The 17639-nt window shown below is 65.7% G+C and carries 13 protein-coding genes; all 13 read left to right on the top strand.

All coding sequences use genetic code 11. The features are described from left to right. Nucleotides 1-275 precede the first annotated feature (275 nt). Nucleotides 276-2033 carry a cytochrome c3 family protein gene (locus NLM33_RS07920; protein WP_371930108.1) on the top strand — a complete coding sequence of 586 codons (1758 nt, stop codon included), beginning with the start codon at nucleotides 276-278 and terminating at the stop codon, nucleotides 2031-2033. 521 nt (nucleotides 2034-2554) lie between these two features. Next, entirely contained in the window at nucleotides 2555-2752 is a 198-nt protein-coding gene (locus NLM33_RS07915; protein WP_254095536.1) for a hypothetical protein, read from the top strand. Between the two features lie 214 nt (nucleotides 2753-2966). Beyond that, a complete protein-coding gene (locus NLM33_RS07910) occupies nucleotides 2967-3692 on the top strand; it encodes an outer membrane protein (protein ID WP_254095535.1) in 726 nt (241 codons plus the stop codon). A 496-nt stretch (nucleotides 3693-4188) separates the two neighbouring features. Further along, nucleotides 4189-7692, top strand: coding sequence for a DNA polymerase III subunit alpha (dnaE, locus tag NLM33_RS07905; RefSeq protein ID WP_254095534.1), 3504 nt, complete (start codon nucleotides 4189-4191; stop codon nucleotides 7690-7692). A gap of 126 nt (nucleotides 7693-7818) precedes the next feature. Next, nucleotides 7819-8553 (top strand): carbonic anhydrase, encoded by a 735-nt coding sequence (locus NLM33_RS07900; RefSeq protein ID WP_254095533.1) that lies wholly within the window; start codon nucleotides 7819-7821, stop codon nucleotides 8551-8553. Nucleotides 8554-8723: 170 nt separating this feature from the next. After that, nucleotides 8724-11114 (top strand): caspase family protein, encoded by a 2391-nt coding sequence (locus tag NLM33_RS07895; RefSeq protein ID WP_254095532.1) that lies wholly within the window; start codon nucleotides 8724-8726, stop codon nucleotides 11112-11114. Between the two features lie 214 nt (nucleotides 11115-11328). Then, a complete protein-coding gene (locus tag NLM33_RS07890) occupies nucleotides 11329-12318 on the top strand; it encodes a 30S ribosomal protein S2 (protein WP_254095531.1) in 990 nt (329 codons plus the stop codon). A gap of 126 nt (nucleotides 12319-12444) precedes the next feature. Continuing rightward, nucleotides 12445-13368, top strand: coding sequence for a translation elongation factor Ts (gene tsf / locus NLM33_RS07885; RefSeq protein ID WP_254095530.1), 924 nt, complete (start codon nucleotides 12445-12447; stop codon nucleotides 13366-13368). A 61-nt stretch (nucleotides 13369-13429) separates the two neighbouring features. Then, nucleotides 13430-14146 (top strand): UMP kinase, encoded by a 717-nt coding sequence (gene pyrH / locus NLM33_RS07880; protein ID WP_254095529.1) that lies wholly within the window; start codon nucleotides 13430-13432, stop codon nucleotides 14144-14146. Nucleotides 14147-14199: 53 nt separating this feature from the next. Continuing rightward, nucleotides 14200-14763, top strand: a complete 564-nt coding sequence (frr, locus tag NLM33_RS07875; RefSeq protein ID WP_254095528.1) for a ribosome recycling factor — start codon at nucleotides 14200-14202, stop codon at nucleotides 14761-14763. 12 nt (nucleotides 14764-14775) lie between these two features. Then, on the top strand, nucleotides 14776-15534 hold the full coding sequence (locus tag NLM33_RS07870; protein WP_254095527.1) for an isoprenyl transferase: 759 nt from the start codon (nucleotides 14776-14778) through the stop codon (nucleotides 15532-15534). Beyond that, nucleotides 15531-16373 (top strand): phosphatidate cytidylyltransferase, encoded by an 843-nt coding sequence (locus tag NLM33_RS07865; RefSeq protein WP_254095526.1) that lies wholly within the window; start codon nucleotides 15531-15533, stop codon nucleotides 16371-16373. Before NLM33_RS07870 ends, NLM33_RS07865 begins: the two co-directional genes overlap by 4 nt. Before the next feature lie 4 nt (nucleotides 16374-16377). After that, nucleotides 16378-17601 carry a 1-deoxy-D-xylulose-5-phosphate reductoisomerase gene (gene dxr, locus NLM33_RS07860; RefSeq protein ID WP_254095525.1) on the top strand — a complete coding sequence of 408 codons (1224 nt, stop codon included), beginning with the start codon at nucleotides 16378-16380 and terminating at the stop codon, nucleotides 17599-17601. The last annotated feature ends 38 nt before the right edge of the window (nucleotides 17602-17639 follow it).

Here is a 17639-nt window from a genome sequence, read left to right as displayed (position 1 = left end):
CCCGCTTCTTCCGGGAAGGAAAGAAATTCCTCGTCGAGACCGACGGGCCGGACGGCAAGCTCGCGACGTTCGAGATCAGATATACTTTCGGCGTCGAGCCGCTGCAGCAATATCTGATCGGATTCAGCGACGGCCGCATCCAGGCGCTTTCGATCGCATGGGATACCAGGCCCAAGGATCGGGGCGGCCAACGCTGGCTTCACCTCTATCCGGATGCAGCCGTCATCAGCAGCGATCCCCTGCACTGGACCCGGCTGAACCAGAACTGGAATTTCATGTGCGCCGAGTGTCACTCGACCGGCGTTCACAAGAACTATGACGCCGCCAACGACAGGTTCGCAACGACGTTCGCCGAGATCAGCGTCGGTTGCGAGGCGTGTCACGGACAAGGTTCGCGCCATGTCGCGTGGGCTCGCGAGAAGCCGGCGTCGCGCGGTCCGGACGATGGTTTGCTCGTCAGGTTCGATGAACGAACGGGCATCACCTGGTCAACCGAGACGGGCACGTTGACGCCGAAACGCAGCGCGCCCGCGCCAGACTTGCACAAGGAGGTCGAGACCTGCGGACGCTGCCACGCGCGACGCGGCCAGCTTTCGGAGGATTGGACGCCGGGCCGGCCACTCTCGGAAACCCACCGGGTGTCGTTGCTCGATCGGCAGCGCTTTTATGCCGACGGCCAAATGCGGGATGACGAGGAGACCTACAATTACGCGCCCTTCAGGCAAAGCAAGATGTTCGCCAAGGGCGTGACTTGCAGCGACTGCCACGACCCTCACAGTGCGGTCCTGAAGGCGCCCGGCGACGGCGTCTGCGCACAGTGCCATGCAGAAGCGAAATATGAATCCGCCGCGCACCGGCACCACGCAGACATGTCGCCGCCGCCGGCTTGCGCTTCCTGTCACATGCCGGAACGCCGCTACATGGTCGTCGACCGCCGCCACGACCACGGCTTCCGGATTCCGCGCCCCGATCTCTCGGCACAGTTGGGGACGCCGAATGCGTGCAATGATTGCCATCAGGACAAGGCTGCCGCTTGGGCGGCCCAGCAGATCGAGACCTGGTTCGGGCCGGAGCGGCGTGGCTATCAGACTTACGCACGCGCGTTTCATTCCGCCTGGACTGAAGCAGCCGAGGCGCAAGCCCTGCTTGCTGCGGTCGCCAGCGCAGGCGACGTTCCCCGAATCGTTCGCGCCAGCGCGCTGGCCGAGCTTCCTGTGCCTGATTTCGACCTGATCCGCCGCGGGCTGTCCGACCCCGATCCGCTCGTAAGACTGGGAGCGCTCGATGGGCTGGAAGGGGTGCCCCCCGACCAACTTTGGACACTCGCCTCCGCGCAATTGAGCGATCCGTTACGGGCCGTGCGCATCCGCGCCGCCGAGCTTCTCGCCTCCGTGCCTTCCGCGCGCCAACTCGCCGCAGATCGTGACAAGTTCGCGCAGGCCGCAGCCGAATTCGTAGCAGTGCAGAAATTGAATGCGGACCGTCCGGGCGCCCGGACTGCGCTCGGCACCTTCTTCGCAAGACAGGCCCGAGCCGCAGAGGCCGAGGCCGAATATCGGGCCGCACTTGGGCTTGATCCGTCGTTCTCGCCTGCCGCCATCAATCTTTCCGATCTCTACCGGCAGCTCGGACGCGACGGTGACGGCGAGCGGGTCTTGCGTGAGGCTCTCTCCGCGTCCGCCCAGGATGCCCCGCTTCACCACGCACTCGGTTTGACGCTCGTGCGTCTGAAGCGTAGCGAGGCGGCGCTCGATGAGCTGCGTCAAGCAGCGGTGCTGGACCCCAACCAGGCGCGATATGCTTACGTCTATGCCGTGGGGCTACATTCGTTCGGCCGTCGCGACGACGCCCTTGCCGTCCTCAGGAACAGCCTGCAAAAGCATCGCAACGATCGCGATCTCCTTTCTGCGGCGCTCGCGCTAAGCCGCGAAAAAGGGGATCGCGCATCGGCCTTGGGCTATGCTCAACAGCTGTCGCGCCTGATGCCGGGCAATCGCGAGATCGAGGTCCTCATCAAGCAGCTCGAGCAGTAGAGAGCCGCAAAAGGCCGCAGCTCGCTAGTTTCGCGGACGGATCCAAATCCTAAGCGCAGAACATTTCCGATCAGTCCGAGGGAGAAAACGGCCCGGAGGGTCGGGGAGACTTCCGGGCCGAGTGTTTCCTCCACTAAAGTCCCCCTCGTGCGGCGAGGAGGCTACGCTTCCGTGGAAACACTACGGTGCAGCAACCCCAGGCCACGCGCCGCTGCAAATATCCTTTTGGTAAGGCGGATTAACTCGCCGCAAGCTTCATCGGTTTTGGGTTCGAAAGCCGTAGCGCGCTACCGATGACAGGCGCTGCCCGTCCCGCCCCAAAGTGGACCCGAACCTTGGAAGCTCGAGGCCCAGCGGTGTCCGTTGTCGCAAGTCGACCGGACTTGCTTCGCGCTGCCCTCAACCGCCGCTCGTGACCATGAGCGGATATCGGTTGCCGATGGCAGACAGCCTAAAGTCCTCACGTCGGCACGTGTTGCGCCGGAGCGCCTAGTCTAGCGGAGGGAACAGCATGGCAGCGCGTGGATCAGGTGGACTGCAGCTGGAATGTCTGCAAGCGGGCTCATGTGAAACTGTTCGATCGTGATCCTGCGTTGAAGCTCGTCATCTACACGCCAGTGCGAGCGCGCCGCATTGTGGAACAGCGCTGGCGCGATTGTGGCGACAATGCGGAGACAAAAAGTTTGCGCGCCACACTCGTCATTCACACCAAGATGTGAAGAGTTTCAGTGCGCGTCAGAGAGTCTGCGATGGGCGCGGAACCACTGTAAAAATAGGACTCAAGCGAGTTCCGGGTGTGCCCCAGAAACATTCATTTACCTCGCAGGTCCTTTCGATAGGACTGTTGCGTCACGGTTACAGCAATTCCGTCGATCGCTGTTAAGAGGTGCCCACGGCCCGGGGGCCTACTGAAGAAACTGGAACGGGAATCAAATGAAGAAGAGTTTGTTGCTTGTCACTGCGAGCCTCGTCGCGCTCAGCGCGGCTGCGCCGGCGGTGGCTGCTGACCTCGCAGCACGGCCTTACACGAAGGCTCCGCCCGCGATGGTCGCCGCGATCTACGACTGGAGCGGCTTCTACATCGGTATCAACGGCGGTGGCGGTTCGGCTCACACGACCTGGGATTTCGTCGGCACGGGCACTGAAGGTTCGCACAACGCGACCGGCGGCACCGTCGGTGGTCAGATCGGTTATCGCTGGCAGACCGGCCAGTGGGTGTTCGGCGTCGAAGGCCAGGGCAACTGGGCCGACTTCTCCGGCGACAACGTCAGCGCACTGTTCGCGGATCGCAACCGCAGCCGCATCAACTCGTTCGGTCTGATCACCGGCCAGGTCGGCTACGCCTGGAACAACGTGCTCGTGTACGCGAAGGGCGGCGCGGCCGTGGTCGGCGACAAGTTCGACGTCTACAGCACCGCCACCGGCGCGCTGCTTGCCTCGACCAGCCAGACCCGTTGGGGTGGCACGGTCGGTGCCGGCCTCGAAGTCGGCTTCGCTCCGAACTGGTCGGTTGGCGTCGAGTACAACCACATCTTCCTGCAGGACAAGGACGTGACCTTCACGGGTCTCGTCGGCACCGATCGCATCCGTCAGGACGTCGACATGGGCCTCGTCCGCCTGAACTACAAGTTCGGCGGCCCGATCATCGCCAAGTACTGATTATCAAGTACCGACAAGATCGCTCCCTTGGAGCGGTTGCGAAAGCCCCGGCCTTGCGCCGGGGCTTTTTTCTTTCAGGAATTCATCGAGTTAACCATTGGGTGCGAAGCCGGCCGTGAGAGCCGGGGGTGGCGCTTGACTCTTGGAACAAAAATAGAACAATGTTCTCTCTATGTTCTAGCGAGGGAGCAAGGCTATGTTGAAGATCTTCGTGGAAGAAGCCGCTGCACTGGCATCGATCACGCTGTTCGTCGGGATGATCGCGATCTGGGCGCAAGTCATCCCCCAGCTCTGATTCCCCAGCTCTGAGCGGGGACCGGTGGCGCCTTGTTGAAAAGCGGGACGGCGCGAGGAATGTGCGCCCGCGCCGTGGACTCCCCGTAGACTCCTGGGGGCGGAGGCACCACCATTGTCGGGCGAGTCGGGCCAGCGAAGTGCGCATGCTGCGCCCTGGTCCGGCTGGTGTCCCCACGATGCTGAGAGGCCGTAAGCGACCATGCCGAGCGCCGGATTTGTCCATCTTCACGTTCACTCGGCCTATTCGCTGCTCAAGGGCTCCATCAAGATCGCCAAGCTCGCCGAGCTTGCGAAAAAGGACCACCAGCCGGCGCTGGCGCTGACCGACACCGACAACATGTTCGGTGCGCTGGAGTTCTCCGACAAGATGGCGGGCTCGGGCATCCAGCCGATCGTCGGCTGCGAGCTCGCGATCGATTTCGGCGATCAGGATCCGAATGCGCGCAGCGCGATTCTGCCCTCTCGGGTGGTGCTGCTGGCCGCCCAGGAGCACGGCTATCGCAGCCTGATGCGGCTGAACTCGCGTGCGTTCCTGGAGACGCCCGACAGCCACGCGCCGTTCATCAAGTTCGATTGGCTTGACGGCGAGACCGACGGCCTGATCGCGCTCACGGGCGGGCCCGACGGGCCGATCTCGCTCGCGCTCGGGGCCGGCCATGCCGAGCTCGCGGCGGCGCGCTGCGAGCGCCTCGCGGCCCTGTTCGGCGACCGCCTCTACATCGAATTGCAGCGCCACGGCATCGACAAGGAGCGCCGCATCGAGAGCGGGCTGATCGACATCGCCTATGCAAAAGGCCTGCCGCTGGTTGCGACCAACGAGCCGTACTTCGCCTCGACCGACGACTATGAGGCGCACGATGCGCTGCTCTGCATCGCCGGCGGGCGGTTGATCGCGGAGACCGAGCGCGAGCAGCTCACGCCCGATCACCGCTTCAAGACGCGCGCCGAGATGGCCGTGCTGTTCGCCGATATTCCAGAGGCGCTGGCCTCGACGATCGAGATCGCCGAGCGCTGCTCGTTCCGCCCGATGACGCGCAAGCCGATCCTGCCGTTCTTCACTGTCGGCGCCGCAGGCAGCTCCGATGCGGCAGCGGTCGAGGCGGGCGAATTGAAGCGGCAGGCGGAGGAGGGGCTTGCCAACCGCCTGCGCGTGCACGGCCTGTCGCAGGGCACGACGGAGGAGGACTACAACAAGCGGCTCGCCTTCGAGCTCGACGTCATCACCCGCATGAAATATGCGGGCTACTTCCTGATCGTGTCCGACTTCATCAAATGGGCGAAGTCGCAGGGCATTCCGGTCGGGCCGGGCCGCGGCTCGGGCGCCGGCTCGCTGGTTGCCTGGGCGCTGACCATCACCGATCTCGATCCGATCAAGTTTGGCCTCCTGTTCGAGCGCTTCCTCAATCCCGAGCGCGTCTCGATGCCGGACTTCGACATCGACTTCTGCCAGGACCGCCGCGGCGAGGTGATCCAATACGTGCAGCAGCGCTACGGCCGTGACCAGGTCGCACAGATCATCACCTTCGGTACGCTGCAGGCGCGCGGCGTGCTGCGCGACGTCGGGCGCGTGCTGCAGATGCCCTATGGGCAGGTCGACAAGCTGACCAAGCTGGTGCCGCAGAACCCGGCCGCGCCGGTCACGCTGGCCGCCGCGATCGAGAGCGAGCCGAAGCTGCAGGCGTTCCGCGACGAAGACCCGGTGGTGGCGCGCGCCTTCGACATCGCCCAACGTCTCGAAGGCCTGACGCGGCATGCCTCGACGCACGCGGCCGGCATCGTGATCGGCGATCGCCCCTTGAGCGAGCTCGTGCCGCTCTACCGCGATCCCAAATCCGACATGCCGGTGACCCAGTTCAACATGAAATGGGTCGAACCGGCGGGCCTCGTCAAATTCGACTTCCTCGGCCTGAAGACGCTGACCGTGCTCGACGTCGCGATCAAGCTGCTCAAGCCGCGCAACATCGACATCGATCTCGCCACGCTGCCGATCGACGATGCCGAGAGCTACCAGATGCTGGCGCGCGGCGAGGTGGTCGGCGTATTTCAGGTTGAAAGTCAGGGCATGCGGCGCGCGCTGGTCGACATGCGCCCCGACCGTTTCGAGGACATCATCGCGTTGGTCGCGCTCTATCGCCCGGGCCCGATGGCGAACATTCCAACGTATTGTTCGCGCAAGCACGGCGATGAGGAGCCGGAATATCTCCACCCCGTCCTGGAGCCGATCCTGAAGGAGACGTTCGGCGTCATCATCTACCAGGAACAGGTGATGCAGATCGCGCAGGTGATGTCGGGCTATTCGCTCGGCGACGCCGACCTGCTGCGCCGCGCGATGGGCAAGAAGATCCGCGCCGAGATGGACAAGCAGCGCGACATCTTCGTCGCCGGCGCGGTGAAGAACGGCGTGCCGAAAGCGCAGGCCGAGACGATCTTCGAGTTGCTCGCCAAATTCGCCGACTACGGCTTCAACAAGAGCCACGCGGCGGCCTATGCCCTGGTGTCCTACCACACCGCCTACATGAAGGCGCATTATCCGGTGGAGTTCATCGCGGCGTCGATGACGCTCGATCTCAACAACACCGACAAGCTGTCCGAATTCCGCTCCGAGGCGCAGCGCCTCGGCATCAAGGTCGAGCCGCCGAACGTCAATCGCTCCGGCGCGACCTTCGAGGTCGGCGAGAAGACCATCTACTACGCGCTCGCTGCGCTGAAGGGCGTCGGCCTGCAGGCCGTCGAGCAGATCATCGAGGAGCGCACCAAGAACGGCCTGTTCACCTCGCTTGCGGATTTCGCCGCGCGCGTGTCGCCGCGCGCGATCAACAAGCGCATCATCGAGAGCCTCGCAGCCGCCGGCGCCTTCGACACGCTGGAGCCGAACCGCGCCCGTGTCTTTGCCGGTGCGGATGCGATCCTCGCCGCCTGCCAGCGCTCGCATGAGGCGGCGACCGTCGGCCAGAACGACATGTTCGGAGGTGCGGCCGACGCGCCCACTATCATGCTGCCGCAGATCGAACCATGGCTGCCGGCCGAGCGGCTGCGGCGCGAATATGATGCGATCGGCTTCTTCCTGTCCGGCCATCCGCTCGACGACTACGCGACGATCCTCAAGCGCCTGCGGGTGCAGACATGGGCGGAGTTTTCGCGCGCCGTCAAAACCGGCGCGACCGCCGGCAAGGTTGCCGCCACGGTGGTGTCGCGCATGGAGCGGCGCACCAAGACCGGCAACAAGATGGGCATCATGGGACTTTCTGATCCCACGGGCCACTTTGAAGCGGTGCTGTTCTCCGAAGGGCTCGCGCAATATCGCGACGTGCTCGAGCCCGGCGCTGCGGTGCTGTTGCAGTTGGGTGCGGAATTGCAGGGCGAGGACGTGCGCGCGCGCGTGCTGCACGCCGAGCCGCTCGATGACGCCGCCGCCAAGACGCAGAAGGGGCTGCGCATCTTCCTGCGCGACACCAAGCCGCTGGAATCCATCGCGCGGCGGCTTGCCGGTCCCGACGCCGCACCCGCGAACGGCGCCGCGCCGAAGGTCGGCAGCCCCGGCATCGCGCCGCGCTCCAATGGCGACGGCGAGGTCTCGCTGGTGATGATGCTGGACCTCGAGACCGAGGTGGAAATGAAGCTGCCCGGCCGCTTCAAGGTCTCGCCGCAGATCGCAGGCGCGATCAAGGCGGTCGCGGGTGTCGTCGACGTGCAGCAATTGTAGCATCCGTCTCTGCCGATCGATCCCGGCGGTGCCGGTCATGCATGATTTTGTCGGCGGCGACGCGTTGCTGTTACTTACGTCCTGTACTGTTCATGCAGATTTGTACTGAGATGGTAGGGGAAAGACATGTGCGACAAGTGCTCTGAAAATTTGCGTCATCCGCTCGCGCCCTCGCGGCGCTCGATGATCCTGTTCGCCGCTTCGGCATTGGCGTTCGGTTCGACGGCCTTCGCCAAGGAGACGAAAACGCCGCCCAAGCCGCAGAACGTGGTGTCTCCCGACGCTGCCCTGAAGCGGCTGATGGACGGCAATGCGCGTTACGTCGACGGCGTGACTCGGCGCCATGACTTCAAGCACGAGCGAGGAGCTCTTGCCGCGGGACAGAATCCGTATGCTGCGGTCCTGAGCTGCGCGGACTCGCGCATCGCGCCGGAATATGCCTTCGACACCGGCCGCGGCGATCTCTTCGTCTGTCGCGTCGCCGGCAATTTCGCCGGCAACGAGACGATCGCCAGCATGGAATACGCGGTCGCCGTGCTCAACACGCCGCTGATTCTGGTGCTGGGCCACGACAGCTGCGGTGCCGTGGATGCGACGCTGAAAGCGCTCAAGGACAACAAATCGCCGCCGGGACACATTCCCTCGCTGGTCGAGGCGATCGCGCCGGCTGCCAAGGCGGCCATGCAGCAGGGCGGGGACGCGCTCGACGCGGCGATCCGGCAAAACGTGATCGACAACGTTGCCAAGCTCAAGTCCGCGGCACCGATCCTCAATGCGGCGGTCGAGCAGGGCAAGCTCAAGGTTGTCGGCGGCATCTACCGGCTGGCCACGGGCACCGTCGACCTGATCTCCCAGGGGTAGGTGCCCCAGGCCAGGCTTTCGCAAGCGCGAACCTGACGCGGAGCTGACGGGCGACGGATGGCGGCCATGCCGTCGCCTCAATCCAAGCGCTTTTCGTTCAAACGCCATTCAGCCAGCCGCGCGTCTCATGTGCGGTGGCAAGCTCAACAACAATAGCGGGCGAGAAAGCCATGCGTGGGACACGACAATCTTTCCTTGGATCTTTCCTCGGTCTGCTGCTTCCGAGCCTGCTGCTCGCGGCAGGCGGACTGCTCGACCCCGCCTATGCCCAGCAGCAGGAGAAGCGCATCGCGCTGGTGGTCGGCAACGGTGCCTACGCCAAGTCGCCGCTGGCAACGACCGCCAATGATGCCGGCCTGATCGCGCAGACGCTCCAGGCCGCCGGCTTCGATGTGGTCGGCGCCCGCGACCTCGACGGCGACACGCTGCGCAAGAGCTTTCGCGATTTTCTCCAGAAGGCCCAGACATCGGGACCCGGCACGGTCGCGATGATCTATCTTGCCGGCTATGGCGTGCAGCTCGCCGGCGAGAACTACTTCATCCCGGTCGATTCCAACATCGCGCGCGATACCGACGTTCCGACCGAGGCGCTGCGCATCAGCGACTACGTCCGCCAGCTCGCCGCGCTGCCGCTGAAGGCGAACATCGTCGTGCTCGATGCGGCCCGGGCGCAGCCCTTCATCGAGGGCGGCCAGCCGATCGCAAGCGGGCTCGCGCTGGTCGAGCCCGATGCGAACATGCTGATCGCCTACAACGCCGCGCCCGGCACCGTGGCGCCGGAAGAGCCGGGGCCCTACGGCGTCTACGCCCAATCGCTCGCCGAGATGATCCGCACCGGGGGCCTGTTGCTGCCGGAGGTCTTCGACCGCGTACGCCTGCGCGTCAACGACGCCAGCAAGGGCGCGCAGGTGCCCTGGGACGATCAGAAGATCAGCGCGCAGTTCTCGTTCTTCGAGCGGGGGCCCGACGCGCCGCCGCCGCAGGCGGCGCCCGATCAGGTTGCCGCGATTCGCAACAAGCCGATCCGCGATCTCGGCGTGCAGGACGCCTATGCGGCCGCGCTCGAGCGCGACACGCTGCCGGCCTATGAGGAATTCCTCGCCGCGTATCCCGGCGATCCCATGGCCAAGCGCGTGATGGCGATCGTCGCGGCGCGCCGCGAGGCGATCACCTGGCGGCGGACCTATCGCGCCGACACGCCGGACGCCTACTGGTCCTATCTGCGCCGCTATCCGCGCGGGCCGCATGCGGGCGACGCACGGCGCAGGCTTGCGATCCTGACCGCGCCGCTCGAGCCGCCGCCGAGCTTTGCCATGATGGATTACGACGTGCCGCCGCCGCCACCGGAAGAGATCGTCTATGTCGACCGGCCCGTCCTCGTGTTCAGCGATCCCGTGTTCGGCTTCGTGCCGCCACCGCCGCCGCCGGTCTATTATCTGCCGCCGCCGCCACCGGATTTCATCGTGCTGCCGCCGCCGCTGCCGGTGGTCGGACTGTTCGTGCTGCCGCAGCCGCTGTTTGTGCCGATCCCGGTGTTCGTCCGGCCGCCGATCTATGTCGCGCCGCCGCCGAACAACATCATCTACCAGAACATCCACAACACCACGGTGATCAACAACGTCATCAACCGGCCGCCCGCGACCGCGGCGGGCCTCGCGCCCGGCAGCCTCGCGCCGGCCGTCGCCGGCCGCGCCACGCCGGCGGGACCAGCCGTGCCGCAGGCCGTTGCGCAGCGCGCCGCCTTGATCCAGCAGGGCAAGCTGCCGATGCCGCAGAGTGCGACCATCACGCCCACGGCAAGGCCGGTGACACCGGCTGCGACGCCCGCGAATGTCGCGCCGACCGCCGCCGCGCCGCCGACCAGGCTGCCCGAGGCCAATACGCTGCCGGTCCCCGGCACCCATGGGACCCCGCCGGCACCCGCCGCGACCGGGCCGGCGCCCTCGGCTGCCCTGACGCCGAATGGCAGGCTCGCACCGACTGCGACCGCGCCGGCCAATGGCACGCCAGCAGGCCATCCGAATGCGGCGACCGCAACGGCTCCGTCCACAACCACAACGACGCCGGCCGGACATGCGGCCATAGCGCCGGGCCAAAAGCCGCCTGTCGCCGGGACCCCGGCGACGACCGCCCCGGATAGCCGCGCGAAGTCGACCATCCCTCAGCAGGGCACCACGCCGCCATCCGCGGCGGGGGCGGGCGGCAAGCCTGCCATCACTGCGGTGCAGCCTACGGGTCGCGAGTCGTTGAAGCCGCAGAATCAGCGGGTGATCACCCCGCCGCCGCAGGCGGCCAAGCCGGCCGCGCCGCCGCCGCGCCCGCAAGCCATCGCGAAACCGGTACCTTCGGCTCCGCCGCGAGTCGCCGCACCGCCGCCCCCGCGCGCCGCGCCTCCGCCCGTCGCTGCGGCCCGGCCAGCTCCGCCGCCGGCTGCGAGGCCGGCCCCGCCCCCGCCACCGCGGGTGGCGGTTGCTCCGCCGCCGCGTCCGGCCGCACCGCCGCCGCCGCGCCCGGCACCGGCTGCCGCGAAGAAATGCCCCCCGAACCAGCCAAAGTGCTAGGGAGGGGCGTGGAACTACGGAAAAATGGGCCTGGGGCTGGGCGCCAAAACGCCCTCCAAAGGCCCTTATTTCCTTGCTTCTGGCCGAAATCGCGCTATATAGCGCGCCATCTCACACGGAAACATGGCTCAAAAGGCCGTCCGGTGGCAGCCGGGGCGAGAACGCTCCGTCTTGCTCACACGTTTCCGGAGGAACCAACCGGAGAATTATCACTATGGCGCTACCCGATTTCACTATGCGTCAGCTGCTCGAAGCTGGCGTGCACTTTGGTCACCAATCCCACCGCTGGAATCCGAAAATGGCACCGTTCATTTTCGGCAGCCGCAACAACATCCACATCGTCGACCTCGCGCAGACCGTTCCGATGTTGCATACCGCCCTTCAGGCGGTCAGTGACACCGTTGCCAAGGGCGGCCGCATCCTGTTCGTCGGCACCAAACGCCAGGCGCAGGACGGCGTTGCCGACGCTGCCAAGCGCTGCGCGCAGTACTTCGTCAATTCGCGCTGGCTCGGCGGCACGCTGACCAACTGGAAGACGATCTCGGCCTCGATCAAGCGCCTGCGTCATCTCGACGAGGTGCTGTCCGGCGGTGAAGCCAACTCCTACACCAAGAAGGAGCGCCTGACGCTCCAGCGCGAGCGCGACAAGCTCGACCGCTCGCTCGGTGGCATCAAGGACATGGGCGGCCTGCCCGACATGATCTTCGTGATCGACACCAACAAGGAAGACATCGCGATCCAGGAAGCCCAGCGGCTCAACATCCCGGTCGCGGCGATCGTCGACACCAACTCGGATCCCAAGGGCATCACCTATGTGGTGCCAGGCAATGACGACGCGGGCCGTGCGATCTCGCTCTATTGCGACCTGATTGCGCGTGCGGCGATCGACGGCATCTCGCGCGCCCAGGGCGATGCGGGCATCGATATCGGCGCTTCGGTCAAGCCGGCTGCTGAAGAGCTTCCGTCCACCAGCGGTTTCCAGGGCCTTGCAGGTCCGCGCGGCACCGCCGACGATCTCAAGAAGCTTCCGGGCGTGTCGGGTGCGATCGAGAAGAAGTTCAACGACCTCGGCATCTTCCACTACTGGCAGCTCGCCGAGCTCGATCACGCCACCGCGCACAAGATCGGCGAAGAGGTCGGTCTGCCCAGCCGTGCGGATGCCTGGGTGGCCAAGGCCAAGGCGCTCACCGCGGAAGCGGAATAACAGTCGAGGGGTGGCCGGATCATTCCGGCCGCCATTTCAATTGACGCGACGTCCTGTGATGGACCGCGGTGGGGCGAGACAGCGCCGCGCCGCGGGTCAACCGGCAGGCAAGAAGGATTTTCAACGATGGCTACGATCACAGCTGCGATGGTCAAGGATCTGCGCGAGTCGACCGGCGCAGGCATGATGGACTGCAAGGCCGCGCTCACCGAAAACGACGGCAACATGGAAGCGGCGCAGGATTGGCTCCGCAAGAAGGGCCTGTCGAAGGCCGCCAAGAAGTCCGGCCGTGTCGCGGCCGAGGGCCTGATCGGCGCGCTCACCAAGGGCACCAAGGGCGTCGTGGTCGAGGTCAACTCCGAGACCGACTTCGTTGCGCGCAACGGCCAGTTCCAGGGCCTCGTCAAGATGATCGCCCAGGTCGCATTCGACGCCGGCGCCGATGTCGAGAAGATCAAGGCCACCAAGGTCGGCGACGTCACGATCGAAGCTGCGATCAACGACGCGATCGCCACCATCGGCGAGAACATGACGCTGCGCCGCGCCGCTGCGCTCGAAGTGCAGCAGGGCGTGGTGTCGAGCTACGTCCATGGTGCCGTCATCGATGGTGCCGGCAAGATGGGCGTCATCGTCGCCCTCGAATCGCCCGGCAAGGCCGATGAGCTGGCAGCGCTCGGCCGCCAGCTCGCGATGCATGTCGCGGCCGCCAATCCGCTCGCGCTCGAACCGGCCGGTCTCGATCCGGCGGTCGTCAAGCGCGAGAAGGACGTGCTCGCCGACAAGTACCGCCAGCAGGGCAAGCCGGAGAACGTGATCGAGAAGATCGTCGAGTCCGGCCTGAAGACCTACTACAAGGAAGTCTGCCTGCTCGAGCAGGCCTTCATCCACGACACCGGCAAGTCGGTGGCGCAGGCGGTGAAGGAAGCTGAGGGCAAGGTCGGGGGACCCGTGAAGATCGCCGGCTTTGTGCGCTATGCTCTCGGTGAGGGAATCGAGAAGCAGGAAAGCGACTTCGCGGCGGAAGTCGCGGCCGCCAGCGGCAAGAAGTAAGCGCCGGGACGTTTCCTTCCGGCGTGCCGCCGGAAGCGGCGCCCGGAGAAGGAAAGTGCTCATGACTGATCCGGTCTATCGTCGCGTGGTGATCAAGCTGTCCGGCGAATATCTCGCCGGACAGCAGGGTTTTGGGATCGACCAGCCGACGGTTGACCGGGTTGCCGACGATCTGATCGCCGCGCGCCGTCTCGGTGCCGAGGTCGCGGTGGTGATCGGTGGCGGCAATATCGTCCGCGGGGTCGAGGTGTCCTCCCGCGGCGTGTCGCGCCCGACCGGCGATACCATGGGCATGCTCGCCACCGTGATGAACTGCCTCGCGGTGGAAGCGGCGATCGAGCGCAAGGGCACGCCGGCGCGCACCCTGTCGGCCTTCGTCATGCCCGAGATCTCCGAGCTGTTCACCCGCGCCGCGGCGCACAAATACCTCGCCGAGGGCCGAATCGTGCTGCTCGGCGGCGGAACCGGCAATCCGTTTTTCACGACCGATACGACGGCGGTGCTACGCGCCGCCGAGATCGGCGCCGAGGCCGTCCTCAAGGCGACCAATGTCGATGGCGTCTACTCGGCTGATCCCAAGAAGGATCCGGCCGCCAAGCGCTTCGACCGGCTGACCCATTCGCAGGCGATCGAGGGCGGCTACAAGGTGATGGATGCGACCGCCTTCGCGCTTGCCCGCGAGACGTCGCTGCCTATCATCGTATTCTCGATCGCTGAGCCGGGCTCGATCGGCGCTATTCTGCGCGGCACCGGCCACGGGACGATCGTCGCCGGCTGACGGCCGCCGGGCGCAGCTCGCGCGCCCGGCCAAGTATTTGAAGGGAGAGCGTGATGGCCACGGGTAATTTCGACCTCAACGAATTGAAGCGCCGCATGCAGGGCGCCGTCCAGTCCCTCAAGCACGAGCTCGGGGGCCTGCGCACCGGGCGCGCCTCCGCCTCGATGCTCGATCCGGTGCAGGTCGAGGCCTATGGCAGCCACATGCCGCTCAACCAGCTCGCCACCGTCAGCGTGCCGGAGCCGCGGCTGATCTCGGTGCAGGTCTGGGACAAGTCGATGGTCAAGCCGGTGGAGAAGGCGATCGTCGATTCCAACCTCGGCCTGTCGCCCGCCACCGAGGGCCAGGTGCTGCGCCTGCGCATCCCCGAGCTGAACGAAGAGCGGCGCAAGGAGCTGGTGAAGGTCGCGCACAAATACGCGGAAGCCGCCAAGGTCGCCGCGCGCCACGTCCGCCGCGACGGTCTCGACGTCCTCAAGAAGCTCGAGAAGAATCACGAGATGTCGGAGGACGACCAGAAGCGTCATGCCGACGAGGTGCAGAAGGCGACCGACGGCACGATCACCGAGATCGACCAGCTGCTGGCAGCCAAGGAAAAAGAAATTCTCACCGTCTAAGGCATCGCCTTCATGTCCAACGCCGCCGCGCCCGTCACGGAAGGACCGGAAAGGTCCGAGGCGCCCGCGCATGTCGCCATCATCATGGATGGCAACGGGCGCTGGGCGGCTGCCCGTGGCCTGCCGCGCGCCGAGGGCCACCGCCGCGGCGTGGAAGCGTTGCGCCGCGTCGTCCGTGCCTCGCATGAGCTCGGCATCCGCTATCTCACCATCTTCTCCTTCAGCTCGGAGAACTGGTCGCGTCCGGCGAGCGAGATCGGCGATCTCTTCGGCCTGTTGCGCCGCTTCATCCGCAACGATCTCGCGAGCCTGCACCGCGATGGCGTCAAGGTGCGCATCATCGGCGAGCGCGACGGCCTCGAAGGCGACATCTGCGCCCTTCTGAACGAGGCCGAGGAGCTGACGCGCAACAACACCCGTCTCACCCTCATCGTCGCGTTCAACTACGGCTCGCGGCAGGAGATCGCGAAGGCGGCGCAAAAGCTCGCGCGCGAAGTCGCCGAGGGCAAGCGCGATCCGGCCTCGATCGATGCCGAAACGCTCGGGCACTATCTCGACGCACCCGAGATTCCCGATCCCGATCTCATCATCCGCACCTCCGGGGAGCAGCGCCTGTCCAATTTTCTGATGTGGCAGGCGGCCTATAGCGAACTGGTGTTCGTGCCGATCCATTGGCCGGATTTCGACAAGGCCGCGCTCGAAGGCGCGATCGCCGAATTTGCCAGACGCGAGCGCCGTTTCGGCGGCCTGGTCGCGAAAACCGCCTCGTGACCGAAAACGACGCCGCGCCGGCGGGCTCAACGCCGGCTTCAAGCAACCTGATGATGCGTGTCCTCGCTGCCCTCGTGCTGGCGCCGCTTGCGATCGCGCTCGCCTATGCCGGCGGTTGGCTCTGGGCGTTCCTGGTTACGCTCGTCTCGATCGGGTTGTTCGTCGAATGGCTGACGGTGGTCGGGGCAGGGCGCGTTGTCCTGACAGCGTGCGGGACGATCGTTCTCGCCATCATGGGATTCTGTGTCGCCTTCGGGGCGCTCAAGGCTGCCGTCGTGATTGGCGTCGTCGGCGGCGTCGTGATCATGCTGCTGGCGAAAGACAAGTTTGTCTGGGCAGGGACCGGCTTCGCCTATGCGGTGGCTGCGCTGCTCGCCTCGATCCTGGTGCGGCAGGATCCGGTGAACGGATTCGTCGCACTGATGTTCGTGCTGCTTGTGGTGTGGGCGACCGACATCGGTGGCTATTTTGCGGGCCGGGGCATCGGCGGTCCAAAATTGTGGCCGCGCGTAAGCCCCAAGAAGACCTGGGCCGGCGCGTTCGGCGGCTTCGTCGCGAGCCTGGCGGTCGCAGGCGGTTTTGCCGCCTCCGGGTTCGGCAAGGCGGTTCCGCTGCTTGCCCTCAGCGCCATTTTGTCGGTGGTCTCCCAAGCCGGCGACCTCTTCGAATCCGCGGTCAAGCGCCGGTTCGGCGTCAAGGATTCCAGTCACTTAATCCCCGGCCATGGGGGGCTGATGGACCGTCTGGACGGCTTCATCGCAGCCATTCTGGTGGCCTGGATTTTCGGCTACCTGCGCCATGGTGTGCATAGCGCTGGAAGCGGTCTTATGGTTTGGTGAAACAATGAGCCCAGTCCCTTTGCGTAACAACAAGCCCGCGGCATCTGCGGTGCGCAGCGTCACCGTCCTCGGTGCCACCGGCTCGATCGGCGACAGCACGATGGATCTGTTGCGTGCTTCGCCCGGGCGCTATCGCGTCGAGGCGCTGACCGCCAACGGCAACGTCGAGGCGCTTGCAAAGCTTGCGAAGGAGTTTTCCGCGCGCTTCGTCGCCATCGCGGACGTCTCGAAATTTGCCGAGCTCAAGGACGCGCTCGCCGGCACCAAGACCGAATGCGGCGCCGGCGAGAGCGCGGTCATCGAGGCCGGTGCGCGGCCGGCCGACTGGGTGATGGCGGCGGTGAGCGGTGCGGCCGGACTGAAGCCCGCGCTCGCCGCGGTCGATCGCGGCGCCCATGTCGCGCTCGCCAACAAGGAATGCCTCGTCTGCGCCGGCGATTTCTTCATGCAGCGCGCCGCCAAGGCGGGTGCGTGCATTCTGCCTGCCGATTCCGAGCACAACGCGCTGTTCCAGGCGCTGAGCTCGGGCAATCGTGACGAGCTCGTGCGCGTCATCATCACCGCCTCGGGCGGCCCGTTCCGCACCTGGAAGAGCAACGACATCGAGCAGGCGACGCTCGCCCAGGCGCTCAAGCATCCGAACTGGAGCATGGGCCAGAAGATCACGATCGACTCCGCCTCGATGATGAACAAGGGCCTCGAGGTGATCGAGGCGTCCTATCTGTTCGCCTTGAAGCCGGACGAGATCGACGTGCTGGTCCATCCGCAGTCGATCATCCACGGCATGGTCGAATTCTCCGACTGCTCGGTCGTTGCCCAGCTCGGCGCGCCCGACATGCGCACGCCGATCGCGCATTGCCTCGGCTGGCCCGACCGCATCAAGGGACCGGCCGCCAAGCTCGACCTCGCCAAGATCGGGCAATTGACCTTCGAGGCGCCGGATTTCGAACGCTTCCCGGGACTGCGGCTTGCTTACGATTCGTTAAGGACCGGACGGGGCGCGACTACTGTATATAATGCAGCGAACGAGGTGGCGGTCGCGGCCTTCATCGCCGGCAAGATCAGATTCGGCGCCATCGCGCGGCTGGTCGAAGCGACGCTCGAAGACTGGATCAAGGGCGGTAATCTGGCGCCCTTGTCCTCCGCGGATGATGCGATCACCGTTGACCATGTTGCGCGAAATAGAGCGGCCACCCTATTGCCTCAAATTGCCTTAAAGGCAACCTAGAGGGTTCGGGACCGGGGCCGCGAGGCCGCGGGTGAGGG

The organism is Bradyrhizobium sp. CCGUVB1N3, assembly GCF_024199925.1.
In the GTDB taxonomy this organism is placed as follows: Bacteria; Pseudomonadota; Alphaproteobacteria; order Rhizobiales; family Xanthobacteraceae; genus Bradyrhizobium.
The sequence above is the reverse complement of the archived record's forward strand: the minus strand, read 5'-3'. Positions and strand labels throughout refer to the sequence as shown.

Excerpts from the sequence above, each read along its gene's own strand:
- NLM33_RS07920 (WP_371930108.1), top strand. The coding sequence starts at position 276 with ATGTGCGCCGAGTGTCACTCGACCGGCGTTCACAAGAACTATGACGCC.
- NLM33_RS07910 (WP_254095535.1), top strand. The coding sequence starts at position 2,967 with ATGAAGAAGAGTTTGTTGCTTGTCACTGCGAGCCTCGTCGCGCTCAGC.
- dnaE (WP_254095534.1), top strand. The coding sequence starts at position 4,189 with ATGCCGAGCGCCGGATTTGTCCATCTTCACGTTCACTCGGCCTATTCG.
- NLM33_RS07900 (WP_254095533.1), top strand. The coding sequence starts at position 7,819 with ATGTGCGACAAGTGCTCTGAAAATTTGCGTCATCCGCTCGCGCCCTCG.
- NLM33_RS07895 (WP_254095532.1), top strand. The coding sequence starts at position 8,724 with ATGCGTGGGACACGACAATCTTTCCTTGGATCTTTCCTCGGTCTGCTG.
- NLM33_RS07890 (WP_254095531.1), top strand. The coding sequence starts at position 11,329 with ATGGCGCTACCCGATTTCACTATGCGTCAGCTGCTCGAAGCTGGCGTG.
- tsf (WP_254095530.1), top strand. The coding sequence starts at position 12,445 with ATGGCTACGATCACAGCTGCGATGGTCAAGGATCTGCGCGAGTCGACC.
- pyrH (WP_254095529.1), top strand. The coding sequence starts at position 13,430 with ATGACTGATCCGGTCTATCGTCGCGTGGTGATCAAGCTGTCCGGCGAA.
- frr (WP_254095528.1), top strand. The coding sequence starts at position 14,200 with ATGGCCACGGGTAATTTCGACCTCAACGAATTGAAGCGCCGCATGCAG.
- NLM33_RS07870 (WP_254095527.1), top strand. The coding sequence starts at position 14,776 with ATGTCCAACGCCGCCGCGCCCGTCACGGAAGGACCGGAAAGGTCCGAG.
- dxr (WP_254095525.1), top strand. The coding sequence starts at position 16,378 with ATGAGCCCAGTCCCTTTGCGTAACAACAAGCCCGCGGCATCTGCGGTG.